At 42.4% G+C, this 11888-nt stretch carries 12 protein-coding genes; 3 read left to right on the plus strand and 9 right to left on the minus strand.

All coding sequences use genetic code 11. The features are described 5' to 3' along the window. Positions 1–178 precede the first annotated feature (178 nt). A complete protein-coding gene (locus AACX33_RS02445) occupies positions 179–883 on the plus strand; it encodes a mobilization protein (protein ID WP_194002111.1) in 705 nt (234 codons plus the stop codon). A gap of 251 nt (positions 884–1134) precedes the next feature. On the opposite strand, the gene AACX33_RS02450 is transcribed toward AACX33_RS02445, so the two are convergent. After that, positions 1135–2214, minus strand: coding sequence for a pentapeptide repeat-containing protein (locus AACX33_RS02450; protein ID WP_194002110.1), 1080 nt, complete (start codon positions 2212–2214; stop codon positions 1135–1137). A gap of 152 nt (positions 2215–2366) precedes the next feature. Between AACX33_RS02450 and AACX33_RS02455 the strand changes: the two genes are divergently transcribed. Next, a complete protein-coding gene (locus tag AACX33_RS02455) occupies positions 2367–2669 on the plus strand; it encodes a TRADD-N-associated membrane domain-containing protein (RefSeq protein WP_227789403.1) in 303 nt (100 codons plus the stop codon). 402 nt (positions 2670–3071) lie between these two features. Here the strand turns inward: AACX33_RS02455 and AACX33_RS02460 are convergent, their stop codons facing one another. The 5 genes from AACX33_RS02460 to AACX33_RS02480 all read right to left on the minus strand — a co-directional run bounded on the left by AACX33_RS02460 (position 3072) and on the right by AACX33_RS02480 (position 7740). Then, positions 3072–3368 (minus strand): hypothetical protein, encoded by a 297-nt coding sequence (locus tag AACX33_RS02460; protein ID WP_194002108.1) that lies wholly within the window; start codon positions 3366–3368, stop codon positions 3072–3074. Positions 3369–3450: 82 nt separating this feature from the next. Further along, complete coding sequence (locus AACX33_RS02465) at positions 3451–5526, minus strand: TonB-dependent receptor domain-containing protein (protein ID WP_194002106.1); 2076 nt, start codon at positions 5524–5526, stop codon at positions 3451–3453. Between the two features lie 197 nt (positions 5527–5723). Then, positions 5724–6341, minus strand: a complete 618-nt coding sequence (locus AACX33_RS02470; protein WP_194002104.1) for an anti-sigma factor family protein — start codon at positions 6339–6341, stop codon at positions 5724–5726. 157 nt (positions 6342–6498) lie between these two features. Continuing rightward, the gene (locus AACX33_RS02475) at positions 6499–7155 is read right to left on the minus strand and encodes a sigma-70 family RNA polymerase sigma factor (RefSeq protein ID WP_194002102.1); all 657 of its coding nucleotides are present in this window, start codon (positions 7153–7155) and stop codon (positions 6499–6501) included. Between the two features lie 432 nt (positions 7156–7587). Further along, positions 7588–7740 (minus strand): hypothetical protein, encoded by a 153-nt coding sequence (locus AACX33_RS02480; protein ID WP_194002100.1) that lies wholly within the window; start codon positions 7738–7740, stop codon positions 7588–7590. Positions 7741–7977: 237 nt separating this feature from the next. Here AACX33_RS02480 and AACX33_RS02485 point away from each other — a divergent pair, with 237 nt between their 5' ends. After that, complete coding sequence (locus AACX33_RS02485) at positions 7978–8742, plus strand: L,D-transpeptidase (RefSeq protein WP_194002098.1); 765 nt, start codon at positions 7978–7980, stop codon at positions 8740–8742. Between the two features lie 214 nt (positions 8743–8956). Here the strand turns inward: AACX33_RS02485 and AACX33_RS02490 are convergent, their stop codons facing one another. The 3 genes from AACX33_RS02490 to AACX33_RS02500 all read right to left on the minus strand — a co-directional run bounded on the left by AACX33_RS02490 (position 8957) and on the right by AACX33_RS02500 (position 11704). Continuing rightward, entirely contained in the window at positions 8957–9499 is a 543-nt protein-coding gene (locus tag AACX33_RS02490) for a late competence development ComFB family protein (protein WP_194002096.1), read from the minus strand. Between the two features lie 290 nt (positions 9500–9789). Next, on the minus strand, positions 9790–10728 hold the full coding sequence (locus AACX33_RS02495) for a M23 family metallopeptidase (protein ID WP_194002094.1): 939 nt from the start codon (positions 10726–10728) through the stop codon (positions 9790–9792). Positions 10729–10969: 241 nt separating this feature from the next. Beyond that, complete coding sequence (locus AACX33_RS02500; RefSeq protein WP_194002092.1) at positions 10970–11704, minus strand: DevA family ABC transporter ATP-binding protein; 735 nt, start codon at positions 11702–11704, stop codon at positions 10970–10972. Positions 11705–11888: the final 184 nt, after the last annotated feature.

Consider the following 11888-nt stretch of genomic DNA (forward strand, 5'->3'; position numbering starts at 1 on the left):
GTGCTAGATTGTGGTAATCGTAAATAATTAACCTGACTTGATTAATACCGTCTTAACCGCTGTGACTAAGGCTACATCTAAAAAAAGTTATCAAAGTAACTAAGCGTAAAACGCCAAAAGCTTCTAAGCTAATTGCAGATAGTTGACATGACTGCAATCAGGATTAGGAGTAGCTGCTATGCCGACAATTCATTTAGTGGATGGTGAAAAGGGTGGAGTAGGAAAATCTCTGCTCACCAGGACAATGATTCAGTATTGTCTCGATAAAAGAATACCATTTGTACCAGTAGAAACTGATAGGTCTAATCCTGATGTAGCTGGTGTGTATAAAGGAATATGCCAGTATGCTGTATTTACCGAAGATGAACGCCACGCCGATAAAGCCGATAAAATCTTCGAGATGGCTATGTCAAAACCAGTCATTGTCAATTTAGCAGCTCAATCCCATCGCTCTGTCAAAAGCTGGATTGAGAAAAATCTGTTAATTGAATTGGGACGTTCTGAGGGAGTGAGTTTTTGCAAGTGGTTTGTATCCACCGGCGGATATGACAGCCTCAACCTGTTTGTGCAGTCAGTAAATACCTACGGTGTTCATATCCCGCATATTTTAGTCAGAAATTTAGGGCTGTGCGATGATTGGGAACACGTAGAGTCTGATGTTGCCATTCAAAATTTAGTTACGCAATATAACATTAAGGTAGTAGATTTTCCCAAACTGGCATACAAAGAGAGAAATATCATTGACCAAAATCGCCTGACTTTTGCGGAAGCGCGAGAGTATAAAGAATTTGGGGTGCTTGGTAAACAGCGAGTTATCCAATTTCTCAAACTTGCTTATTCTTCCTTTGAAAGAGTAGGAATCTGGTATGAAGAAGTGAAATAACAAAGCACTGTAAGTCGGTACGCAAGAAAATTTAAATGTAGGGTGTGTTATCGCCTGAGCGTAACGCACCTTGATTTGTTACTATTGGCACTTTCATTTACACCAAAAACGTCATCATCTGGCTTGATATCTTAGATCCACAAATTCAACAATTTTTAGAGCTACACTCCGACCAGCAGGTTTGGCTAATTCTTCTGATGGGGAGGGCTGAAAAAAGAGCGATCGCTTTATTAAGTTACAGGGTATTCAGTTTAGCGAGCAAAAACTTCAGCGCGATCGCCGTGTGAATCTTCAAAAATTGCACCTCGTTGTTTTAGTTCACGCTTTTTATCTTCAGTAATTCCTGGATTATCTCCGAATTGAGCATTTTTAACTGTAGCACCACTTAAATTAGCACCACTTAAATTAGCACCACTTAAATCAGTACGATCTAAATTAGCACCACTTAAATTAGCACCACTTAAATTAGCAGCATTTTTAACTATTGCATCACTAAAGTCAGCATTATTGAGGTTAGCACCGCTCAAGTTTGCACCACTCACGTCTGCACAATTCAAGTCAGCATTTTCTAAATTGGCATTTTCTAAATTGGCATTGCTCAGGTCAGCACAACTCAAATCAATCCCACTCAAATCAATGCCACGTAAATCAGTGCCGCTCAAATTAGTGTCACTTAGGTCTAGTTCTGTGCCTTTAGCTCTGTGAGTAATCCTTTGAACTAGATAAATTTTATTTTGTTCTTCCTTTAGATTGTCTTCAAGTTTGCCTGATTTAATCAGTTCCTCTAGCCTTTTAATACCAGATGGAGAAACATTGAAGGTTATTTTTATACTGCCTCTTTCGATTTTATCTATTTTTGCGTTTTCATCCCCTGCAAGTTTTTTCACCGCCTCTAGCAGAGTCTTTTGTTCTTCAGTATTTTGTAAAAATTTATTTAAATCGCCTGGTATTTTAATAACAAATTTCCCAGTCCTGGCATTAGATGTAACAATAATTTGGGGACTACATAGTTCTTCTTGCAGAACTGTTGCTGTTGAGCTATTTACTTCAGTTTCAGATTCAACACTTCTGAGTTTATTCATAATAACAGCCTTGGAAGTTACAACTTCCTCTGACTCTAGTTCCGCAATATCTGCCCACTCCAACTCTAACGTATCACACAGAGTTTTAAATAAGCGCTTCTCAACAGGTCTTCCCGCAAAAAATTTGATTACAGTCTGTCGAGTACACCCTGCCAAGCCTCCTAGACACTCCTGCGTTGTACCATATCTATCAAATGCTTTATTGACCTTTTCAATTCCTGCTGCTGATACTCGATGCGATCGCCCCATTACTTACTCACAATAACTTTTACAAAAGTTTTACATGATATAAATTTGACATAAGTTTTACATACAAGTTGTACATAAAATAGACCACAGCCAACAAAATACAGGGGTTAATAAAGAGGTAATCAAAGGAAATTTCTGAAATCCCCAGTATTATGTCTAAAAATATCATGCTTTCTAGCTCTGAATCTAACCCTTTGTTAACAGCAAGACTAAGTATTGTCCAAGAGCGTATTCGTCAAGCACGTTACAGCTTCAATTTTGCCTTAATTGCCACCGCCCTATCTTTCGGCATCAGTCTTGTAGGTGCTGGGTACTTGATTGCCGACAAAGCATCAGAAGGGGCTGTTACCACTGCTATTGGACTCGTAGCTAGTATGGGCTATATGCAGATTGCCAAAGACGCAAATAACCGTTTGGACAAAATTGCAGATGATTTGGATACAGAGAGGCTTTGATTACAGCGATTTCCAATTATATAAGGTACATCTTAGCCCCCTCATCGCTTGCCTATCGTGTACACACATCTTGAGCCAAAAAGGTTTTCCATCCCTAAAAACCGAATTTCACTGTAAATCCGGTTCCCCTCCTCGCTTGCTACGGTGTACACACAAGTCTTATCAAGTTGCCTAACAGCGTTTCGATCCCCCCTAACCCCCCTTGAGAAGGGGGGAAAATTTCTTAAAGTCCCCCTTTTTCTACGCCGAAGGCGCATCCCCGAAGGGGTTTAGGGGGATTTAGGGGGATCAGATCACTTGTGTGTACACCGTAGCCTCGCTTGCGGGGAAGAGCTAGGGGTGGGGTTCTTATACCTCATAACACCGCGAAGTGCTGTAATAGAGAAAATTTTCCCCGCCGGCTTACTCCCAAGTCGCCGCATCTCGTAATACAGCCGGAATTTCCCCTTGAGATAAGGGAAACTCTAACAAAGTTTCCTTATAACCCAAATATCCCGACTCAGCGAAAGATAACAGCATTCGCCCCAGCGCCAACCATACCTCTGGCTCATATTCCCAATCACGATCACGGGAAGCTCGACCAGCAATTGAACGTAGCGCCCAAAAATAAGAATTTCTCACCACAGACCCACCTTTTTTAAATGCGGGTAAGTCCTCGTGGTTGACAAAAAGGATTGTATTTTCAATTCTGGCTCTCATTCAGCCATTATAATTGATTGGGGTTAATTAACGACATACCAATTTTACGGAGAGAGAGGACTAAAGTCTTCACTACAAACCATTAAAAATTTGAAGTTAAACCCACACGGAAAGTCAAGCCAGGACTGTAGATGCGATTCACTCGTTCATATTGCTCACCGAGTAAATTTTCCACATAAACCGTCAGTCCCAAATTGGGCGTGACAGGAATCCGACCACTCAAATCTAAATTTAAGAAAGCAGGCGCAAAATCTCGGCTGGTTTCACCAGGGACATTAAAAAAGGCTCGGCGAGTGCCACTGTTATAGGTAAGATACAAATTAGCGTTCCAGCCGGAATTTTGATAACCTACACCAGCTTGAGCTACAGAATAAGGAATAAAACCTAACTGTAAACCTGCTTCTGTGCCTGTTTTGATTTGAGCATCTGTATAAGTATAGTTAAGAAAAGTTGACCAGCCCTGAGCAATTTGTAATCGTAATGCAGCTTCTAAACCATTAGTATTGACTAAACCAATATTTTCCCATCTGCCGGCAATGATTCCCAGGCGATTATCTAAACTACTGCCGAAATAAGTAAACTGTCCAATTAAATTATTTGTCAGTTTAACATCCACGCCCGCAGTCCAAGATGAGCCTGTTTCTGGTGTTAAATCCCGATTAGGTTCCCAACCGTGAACAGTATCATAAACATATAATTGATCTAACCCAGGATTACGCTGTCCCCCAGCCCAACTTCCGCGCATTGCTACTGTGGGAGAGAGCGCATAACGTAAGCCAGCACTAGGGTTGAGATAATTACCAAACTCCCCATCAAAGCTTTGTCTGAGTCCTAAATCAACCTGAAAATTGTTGCTGATATTTAAAGTGTTAACAGCAAATAAAGCTGTATTTGATAAACTTCTATTTTCCGTGCCGTTATTGGCAATTCTATCAGGTCTTGTACTAAAAGTATCACTATTTAAGTCAGTGTTCTTGAAATCTAAACCCCAGCGTAATTGATAACTGGGCGTTAATTTCCATGCATGATCTACCCTAGCTGTGATCTGTTGTGTATCTAAAACACCTGTACGGTTAAATTCTTGCCCCGCAAATGCTGTGGGGCCATAAGTGCTAAAATAATCTTGGTTGTAACCGAGTGTAGTGGTGAGATTGGAACTTTCGCCTTCACCCAAGCGAGTTTTCCAAGATAAGCCCACATTTAAGCCATCATGGTCTAATCTATCTCTTTGCAGTGGAAAACCGAAATAGACTAAGCCACGACGACTGCTGAGTGTTTTAACATCAAAATTTAAAGAGTTTTTACTATCTAAATCCAGACCAATGCTGCCAAAGTAAGTACTGGTGGCTGTGTCTGCATTCGCTAAAAATCCTTCAGGATCACGATTGGCTGCACCAACGGGAACACGATAACGATTATCTATAAAATATCTTTCAAAGCTGAAATTATACTGAGCATCACCAACTGCTCCACTATAACTTACCTGTTGATTATTTAAATTTAGTGAGCCAAATTCTGTACTCCCAGTTAATTTCGGTTGACCATAACCTGCTTTGGTAATGATGTTCACCACACCACCAAAGGCTGATGAACCATACAAAGCGGAGGTTACACCACTATATAGTTCGACTCGTTCAATAGCTTCTACAGGAATGCTATTTAAATCAGTGCCGCCATGATAGGTGTTGATATTATTATTAATTGGTCTACCATTAATTAAAAATACAGACTGTTCAATTGAAGCTCCCCGATAGTATGTCCCTGTGTGAATATCTGCACCAGGTCCAACATTATTGATGGTGAAACCAGGCATTCTTTTTAATACATCTGCTACACTTGTAGCGCCTTGTTCTTGAATTTCTTCTTTATCGATCACATAAACAGGGGTAGACTCAGGTAAGGGGTCTTTTTCACCTGTGACTTCTATAAAAATATCTGGATTGTCTGGGGGAATTGATTCTATTTCTGGCTGAGTTTCCGGGCTAACTTCAATCGGTATAGATTCTTGAGTTAATAATTCAGCTTTAGTAACAGGTAACTCAATTTCACTTAAGTTAAAAATAGTGGAATTTACCTGTTCTGTCTCAGTAGCAAGGGCAGGAAAAGCTATAAATAAACTCGGTAAGGCAACTGGTAGGAGAAAAAAATACTTGCTCACTTCGTGTTCTTACTTTTAGTAAAAATTACTCAGTAGTATTTTTGCTCCTACAACACAATGGTGTCAAAAGACATCTTGTCATAGTTGCTGTGATTTTCCGAAATAAATGAATTTAGAGCGAGTTTACCAACTAGGAGTTTTCGCCCAACCAGATGGATGGAGGAGCAAATCTAGTTAACCCGCTCATGGAATGGCGATTAATTGATGTTGGGTTCGATTTCCCCTAATATAGGCTGCTCCAGATTCACAGACTGTTCCGGAGAGGCTATTGCCGCTTTGGGAATTTCTATTACTGGGTTATTTAAGGCCACCATTAGGGGAGAACTTGAAACTACAGGCTTTGTCGTGCTTTGTGTAGGCTCTACTGGTGGTTGTTGCGCCAGTTGCAGTGTTTTGAATCCACCACCTGGTAGCCAGCCTGATACAGCACCGATCACACAAGCGGCTAAAGCGGCTCCTCCAAATGCCCAAACGGGACGAAAACGGCGGTGTACACGCTTTAAAACTTGCTGGGCTGTTACTTCTGGTGGTTCTTGGGCTGCTGGTACTGGGAAAGTCCGCAAACCTCGCCGTAGATTTAGTAGTCGGCTATACAGGCGTTGAACTGAGGCATCGTTTTTTAGCCATTCTTCCACTTGCCTGCTTTCGGCGGCTGTTACCTCTCCATCGAGGTAAGCACTTAATAACTCGAAGCGATCGCGCTTCACCATATCCATAGCACCCGTTGATTCATTGGTATGCTGACCATTCTCACCTGACAAATCTTCAGGATCTAGCCAAGGGGAACAGTCATCAAATGGAGAATTAGTATTCATTGTAGCATTATGACCAATTCATATGCGGGTAAAGATAGCGAGAAATCCTGATAAATTTCTTAAATCCTCTCCCGATGGGAGCATGAGTCTAAATTGACATCAAAATTCTTAAACAATCGTTAAATCTTACCATTAGGCAATTGCCAGATTGGGGAAACTAGGAATCTAGATAATTTTGCAACTGAGTTTGCAATCTGGATCTAGCTCTGGCGATTCTCGATTTCACTGTTCCTAAAGAAACACCGGTAATTTCGGCAATTTCTTCGTATGCCATACCTTCGATTTCTCTGAGAACAATTGTAGTCCGAAACACTTCTGGTAAATCGGCGATCGCCACTCGCAATTGCTCGTAAAATTCTCTAGTTGTCAGTTCTTCTTCTGGTCCGGGAGTATCGCCAGCAATTTCCCAATCCATCTCGCCGTCTTCTAGTGTGCGGGGAGCATCCAGTGACAAGGGACTAGCGACGCGCTTACGTTTACGCAACTCGTCATAAAACAAGTTGGTAGCAATCCGGCTTAACCAGCCTCGAAACTTGACTGGTTCTTGTAATCGGTTGACATTTCGATACACTCGAATCCACACTTCTTGAGCCAAATCAGCTCTGTCTGGCCAATCTGGAGCCAAGTGGTATAGAACTCGATCAACTTGACTTTGATAGCGGCGCAATAGTTCAGCAAACGCAGCACGGTCTGGGCGCAGTCCGACTTGACAGCGTAAAATCAGATCGTGATTAGATAGTTTGTCAACTTGCACCGATGCTTCTGGGTATCTTGCATCCACCGTTGACCAGGATACAGTAATCGATTGGCTCATAGATCGTACTGAATTGTGAATCATCCCTATCTATTAGACAAGCTAATGAGCGCAATGTTCCTACAAGTAGTGACGGATTAATGATTGGTACATGGTGGTATATAAAGTTAGAGACATTAATCGCTACTGTCAAAGTTTGTTTTTACTGCTAATCATACTATAGCTGTGCTTTTAGCGATGATTGCTCACTTGGGAAAATCTAGTATTTTTACGTATACTTGTGCAATCAGCACTCTGTGACCATATACATTTGACAAAATTCACAACATATGTTTTCAAATATGTGGGTTCAGAGGCGTTAAGTGCCTGTTGTTTTCAAACACCAAAATTCAGCCTTCATGTGGAAATAGTTTTGTCGATGGGTAGCGGTTGCACCAAAAGTTGCGAAATTTTAACTTCTGTTAATATAGGCAGATGTCGCGCCTAAAAAGCTTATTTTTTCGGGCTTTTTACCATAATTGTGGTTGGTGTTTCTGTGGGTTGTGGCTCATGAACACCAGCTTGAGTTGAATTGAGTACACGGACTTGAAAAAAGAAATTTAGGGAAAATGTAATTATGACTGCGAGGAATAGTTTTTCCAACATGATTTTGCTCTCACCCACACCATTAATGATGGATTGCTACCCTGTGAGTGTTCCTGTGAATAAAATTTTTTTTTAAAGGAAGAATTTTGTGCAGGGGTCTGCTGATCGTCTTGTCTTAGTTTGCCCAAAACTATCGGCAGAGTTATAAGAGAACAGATAAGTAAATATAAATTATTGATAATTTTGGATGTATGAACCAATTAGTCAACTGGATATGTCAGGGATAAACAATAGGCGATGGCAATGGTAAGAAATGAATCTGTAGCGCGTATAGTCATGTTTCTCTGTTTTGGCACAGCTATCTTATCGCTAGCTGTCCATTGGCGGATTACGACAACTCAAGGGCAGTTTGAGCAGCCAGCTTCCGCCGCCGGAAACCGGACTGAGATGGCTGATGGGGGTCTAGGTGAAACTGTTCGTGGCGCGTCTACACCTGCGGCTCAACCGACTCACCAGCCAGATATCCAGAAGAGTTCTGTATCCCATCTGTCGGGTGGAGTCAGCTCCAATTCAACCGGGTCTATTCAGTTGCGATCGGCAAAGCCGCGCCCTAGGGTATCGCTGTTTCAAAGACAAAGGCAGAATTCTCAGGGTTTATCTGCACCAAAATCAACTCAGACGGAAGTGGTGGTGAATTTAAGCGATCGCCGTACCTATGTTTACAAGGGTGGTGAAGTTATCGCCAGTTACCCCATTGCTATAGGTAAGGAAGGTTGGGAAACCCCTACAGGTTCTTTCCGCGTCACGGATATGCAGCAGTATCCGATTTGGCAGCACCCCATCACGAACAAAATATTTCCATCAGGTGCTGATAGTCCTTTGGGTGAACGATGGATTGGATTTTGGTCAGATGGACGCAATGCAATTGGCTTTCATGGCACGCCAGATACACACTTGTTAGGATCTGCTATTTCTCATGGCTGCTTAAGAATGCGTAATGATGATGTCCGTTTATTATATGAGCAGGTAAATGTTGGCACACTTGTATCAGTGCGCGATTGATTAATTAGTCATTGGTCATTGGTCATTGGTCATTGGTCATTGGTCATTGGTCATTGGTCATTGGTCATTAGTTGTTGAGGGTGCATACCCCACCCTTTGTCAGAGGAAAAACTCACAGACTAAGGACTGTTATTCAAAGCGTATCCCTGGCTACACAACGCTAGCTATCGTAGGTGTGCTTAACTAAAGACTAGGGACTAATGACTAATGGCTATTAAAACTGAGATTTTTGCTCAAAGTTTGGTGCGTAGACCTGGAGTAAAGTACTGACTTGGCGCAGAACTTCATTACCAGTATTTTTGCCAAAGACTGGTGTTCTCTTGTCGTTGGGTTGGTCAAGGTTACGCCCTATGGACTCAGTAATTTGCTGGGAAATTAATTCTTGCAGTTCCGCCTTTGCACGTAGACGTTGGTAGCTCGCACCTTCTTCTGTAGTCGCATACAAGGGTGGTAAGCGGTTGAGGGCGTAAGCAGCTATATCTCCCACATCCAAGCATCTTTCGCTGGTGGCTTCAATTTCTGCGGCTCTGGCGATCGCCTCAGTCAGTACTAATTCTTCCATGACGTTAATGAATTGTTTGCGAGGTACGGCCACTACCTCACCGATTAATAATGCCCCCATCAGTCGATCCAGCGCCATGTACTCCTCAATTGAGAGTTCCGATGCGTTATCACAGATTCTTCCAACTTCTGCTTCCATTACTGGTGTCAAATAACCATCCTGGAGAGCTTGTTCTACAATTTTTTCAATACTCATAACGCTCATTATCTTTAGGCTAGTCAAGCAGGTTAGGGACAGTATCAATCCAATTCATTTTGCCTAATTATCGACCAAATGTATACAAATTATGGACAAACGCTATCAACTTCGTCTTTACCGAAGAGGCAGAGGGGAAGGGGGCAGAGAGCAGGGAAGAAGAAGCCCAAACCCTCTAGGTGGAGCAAAGCAGAGCATGGGTACTCTTCCCAGCCCTTTTAGGGCGCTTGAACTGGGGCGGAGTACAAGCTCAGTCTGGGTCTTCTCCCTTGCTCCCCTGCTTCTTTTGACTAATCGACTCCATCAACTCTCCAAGGTACTGGATCAACAGATTGCCCGTTGACATATAAACCCCAGTGCAAATGCGGCCCTGTGGAAGCGCCTGTGGAACCGACTGTGCCAACTAATTGACCGGCTTTGACGAAATCGCCTTCTTTAACATTAATACTATTCAGGTGCATTAAAATACTTGTTATTCCTTGCCCGTGGTCAATGCCAATGGTGTTGCCGTGAACCCGAAATCCTGCGGATACTTTACCTACTAAGGCTACAGTGCCAGCAGCTGGGGCGACTACGGGTGAACCTGTAGCACCAGCGTAGTCAACGCCACGATGGTAATAACTTTCTGCAAATTTACCATTATAGTAGCGACGTACACCATAGATTGTTGTAATCCGCCCTTGATTTGGTTTGAGGAGTGGGCCATTCCAATGCTTTTGCTGTGTTTGAATTTCTTTGAAAGCTGCTACGCGCTGGAGTTCGTGTTCTGTGGCGCTCACCCCAGCTCTTCCCGGTGGTAAATTAATCCGTTGCGTGGGAAAGGTGCGATTACGCAAGTTCACTGCCAAGTTCTGCACTTGATTATCCCCGGAAATTTTCAGTGTGATGGTTCCAGGTTTATTCAGTGGAGTTGTCGGAATTAAAGCCCGATATTTATTGGGGGCGATCGCAAATGCTGGATAAAATTTGTCACCGACAGTCACGGTGGGATTACTACCATTTGCTGGATTATCTACGTTAATCAGCACAGATAGGGTATCTCCCAACTGAGGATTACTGGGAGTCACTTGGGCTTGCAAAGCGTTTACAGGCAAAGCCAAGAGGACAACAAACACAGAGGCAAATATGCCGATGAATACGTTTTTGGTCTGGCGGTGGGTTTTCCAGCCTTTAAAATCAAAATATGGCAGTTTCTGCTCAGATTCTCTAGTGTGATGATCGATAGTCATGGAGCTACAAAACAATCCCTTACTTCTGTTCACAAACAGACTAACTCATAGACGCTGGTGTGTCTTCACCGAGGCAGATTTTTTAAATCAGCATGGAGTATGTTTTCATACCTCAGTGCAAATCTATTTTAAGGTATCTTTTGCAGCAGCACGAACAACAGGCAGTATATTTAAATGTTAACTTTCATGGGAGAAGCATTGACTAGTACAAGTTGGCGTAAATAAACAGACCATTCAAAATCTATGAAAAGCCCATTTTATAAGCTTTTTGACTTTTGACTTTTGACTTTTGACTTCCGCCTTGCGGTACTAGTTTGCCATCTTCCATGTGAACAATCCGATCAGCAATATCTAAAATGCGATTGTCATGAGTCACCATGAGAATTGTACAACCTTGTTCTTTAGCCAGTTTTTGCATCAAGTTGACCACATCTCGACCTGACTGACTGTCAAGGGCTGCGGTCGGTTCATCTGCTAAAACCAGGGGAGGATGGCTAACCAAGGCGCGAGCGATCGCAACTCGTTGTTTTTGTCCTCCTGACAATTTATCAGGATAATAATCAAGGTGATTTCCTAAGCCTACCTGTTCTAGCATCAGGGCGGAACGGTTTTGCATCTCTGGTAAGCCAATATGCTGGTGCAGTTCTAAACCCATTCTCACATTCTGGAGTGCTGTCAAACTACCATGCAGATTGTGGGCTTGGAAAATATAACCATTATGCTGTCGCGCCTGCACTAATTGTTCTGTAGCAGCACCGCAAAGTTCCCTTGACAAAACCTGCAAACTCCCAAACTGGGGAGAACGCAACGCCCCAACTAAGGTGAGGAGAGTAGTTTTACCAGAGCCAGAAGGCCCAGTCAAAATAATAATTTCGCCAGATTTAATCTCCAAGTTAATGTTAAATAAAACTTGCCTACGCAGTGAACCTAGACCAAAGTAGTGGTCGAGATTCTGGATGGAAATGACTGGAACCATAAGTAGGTGGGTGTAAATAAAGGTCATTAGTCAATCAATTTTAGATTTTGGATTTTGGATTTTGGATTAGACTGCAATCTAAAATACTCGCTGCGCTGCGTACGCTTCGCTAACACCAATGCAAAATTCATTAGTCATTAGTCATTGGGAAATTACCGTCTTCTCCCCCCTGCTCCCTGCTCCC

The organism is Nodularia sp. LEGE 04288, from assembly GCF_963896525.1.
In the GTDB taxonomy this organism is placed as follows: Bacteria; Cyanobacteriota; Cyanobacteriia; order Cyanobacteriales; family Nostocaceae; genus Nodularia.

Excerpts from the sequence above, each read along its gene's own strand:
- AACX33_RS02445 (WP_194002111.1), top strand. The coding sequence starts at position 179 with ATGCCGACAATTCATTTAGTGGATGGTGAAAAGGGTGGAGTAGGAAAA.
- AACX33_RS02450 (WP_194002110.1), bottom strand. The coding sequence starts at position 2,214 with ATGGGGCGATCGCATCGAGTATCAGCAGCAGGAATTGAAAAGGTCAAT.
- AACX33_RS02455 (WP_227789403.1), top strand. The coding sequence starts at position 2,367 with ATGTCTAAAAATATCATGCTTTCTAGCTCTGAATCTAACCCTTTGTTA.
- AACX33_RS02460 (WP_194002108.1), bottom strand. The coding sequence starts at position 3,368 with ATGAGAGCCAGAATTGAAAATACAATCCTTTTTGTCAACCACGAGGAC.
- AACX33_RS02470 (WP_194002104.1), bottom strand. The coding sequence starts at position 6,341 with ATGAATACTAATTCTCCATTTGATGACTGTTCCCCTTGGCTAGATCCT.
- AACX33_RS02475 (WP_194002102.1), bottom strand. The coding sequence starts at position 7,155 with ATGAGCCAATCGATTACTGTATCCTGGTCAACGGTGGATGCAAGATAC.
- AACX33_RS02480 (WP_194002100.1), bottom strand. The coding sequence starts at position 7,740 with ATGTTGGAAAAACTATTCCTCGCAGTCATAATTACATTTTCCCTAAAT.
- AACX33_RS02485 (WP_194002098.1), top strand. The coding sequence starts at position 7,978 with ATGGCAATGGTAAGAAATGAATCTGTAGCGCGTATAGTCATGTTTCTC.
- AACX33_RS02490 (WP_194002096.1), bottom strand. The coding sequence starts at position 9,499 with ATGAGTATTGAAAAAATTGTAGAACAAGCTCTCCAGGATGGTTATTTG.
- AACX33_RS02495 (WP_194002094.1), bottom strand. The coding sequence starts at position 10,728 with ATGACTATCGATCATCACACTAGAGAATCTGAGCAGAAACTGCCATAT.
- AACX33_RS02500 (WP_194002092.1), bottom strand. The coding sequence starts at position 11,704 with ATGGTTCCAGTCATTTCCATCCAGAATCTCGACCACTACTTTGGTCTA.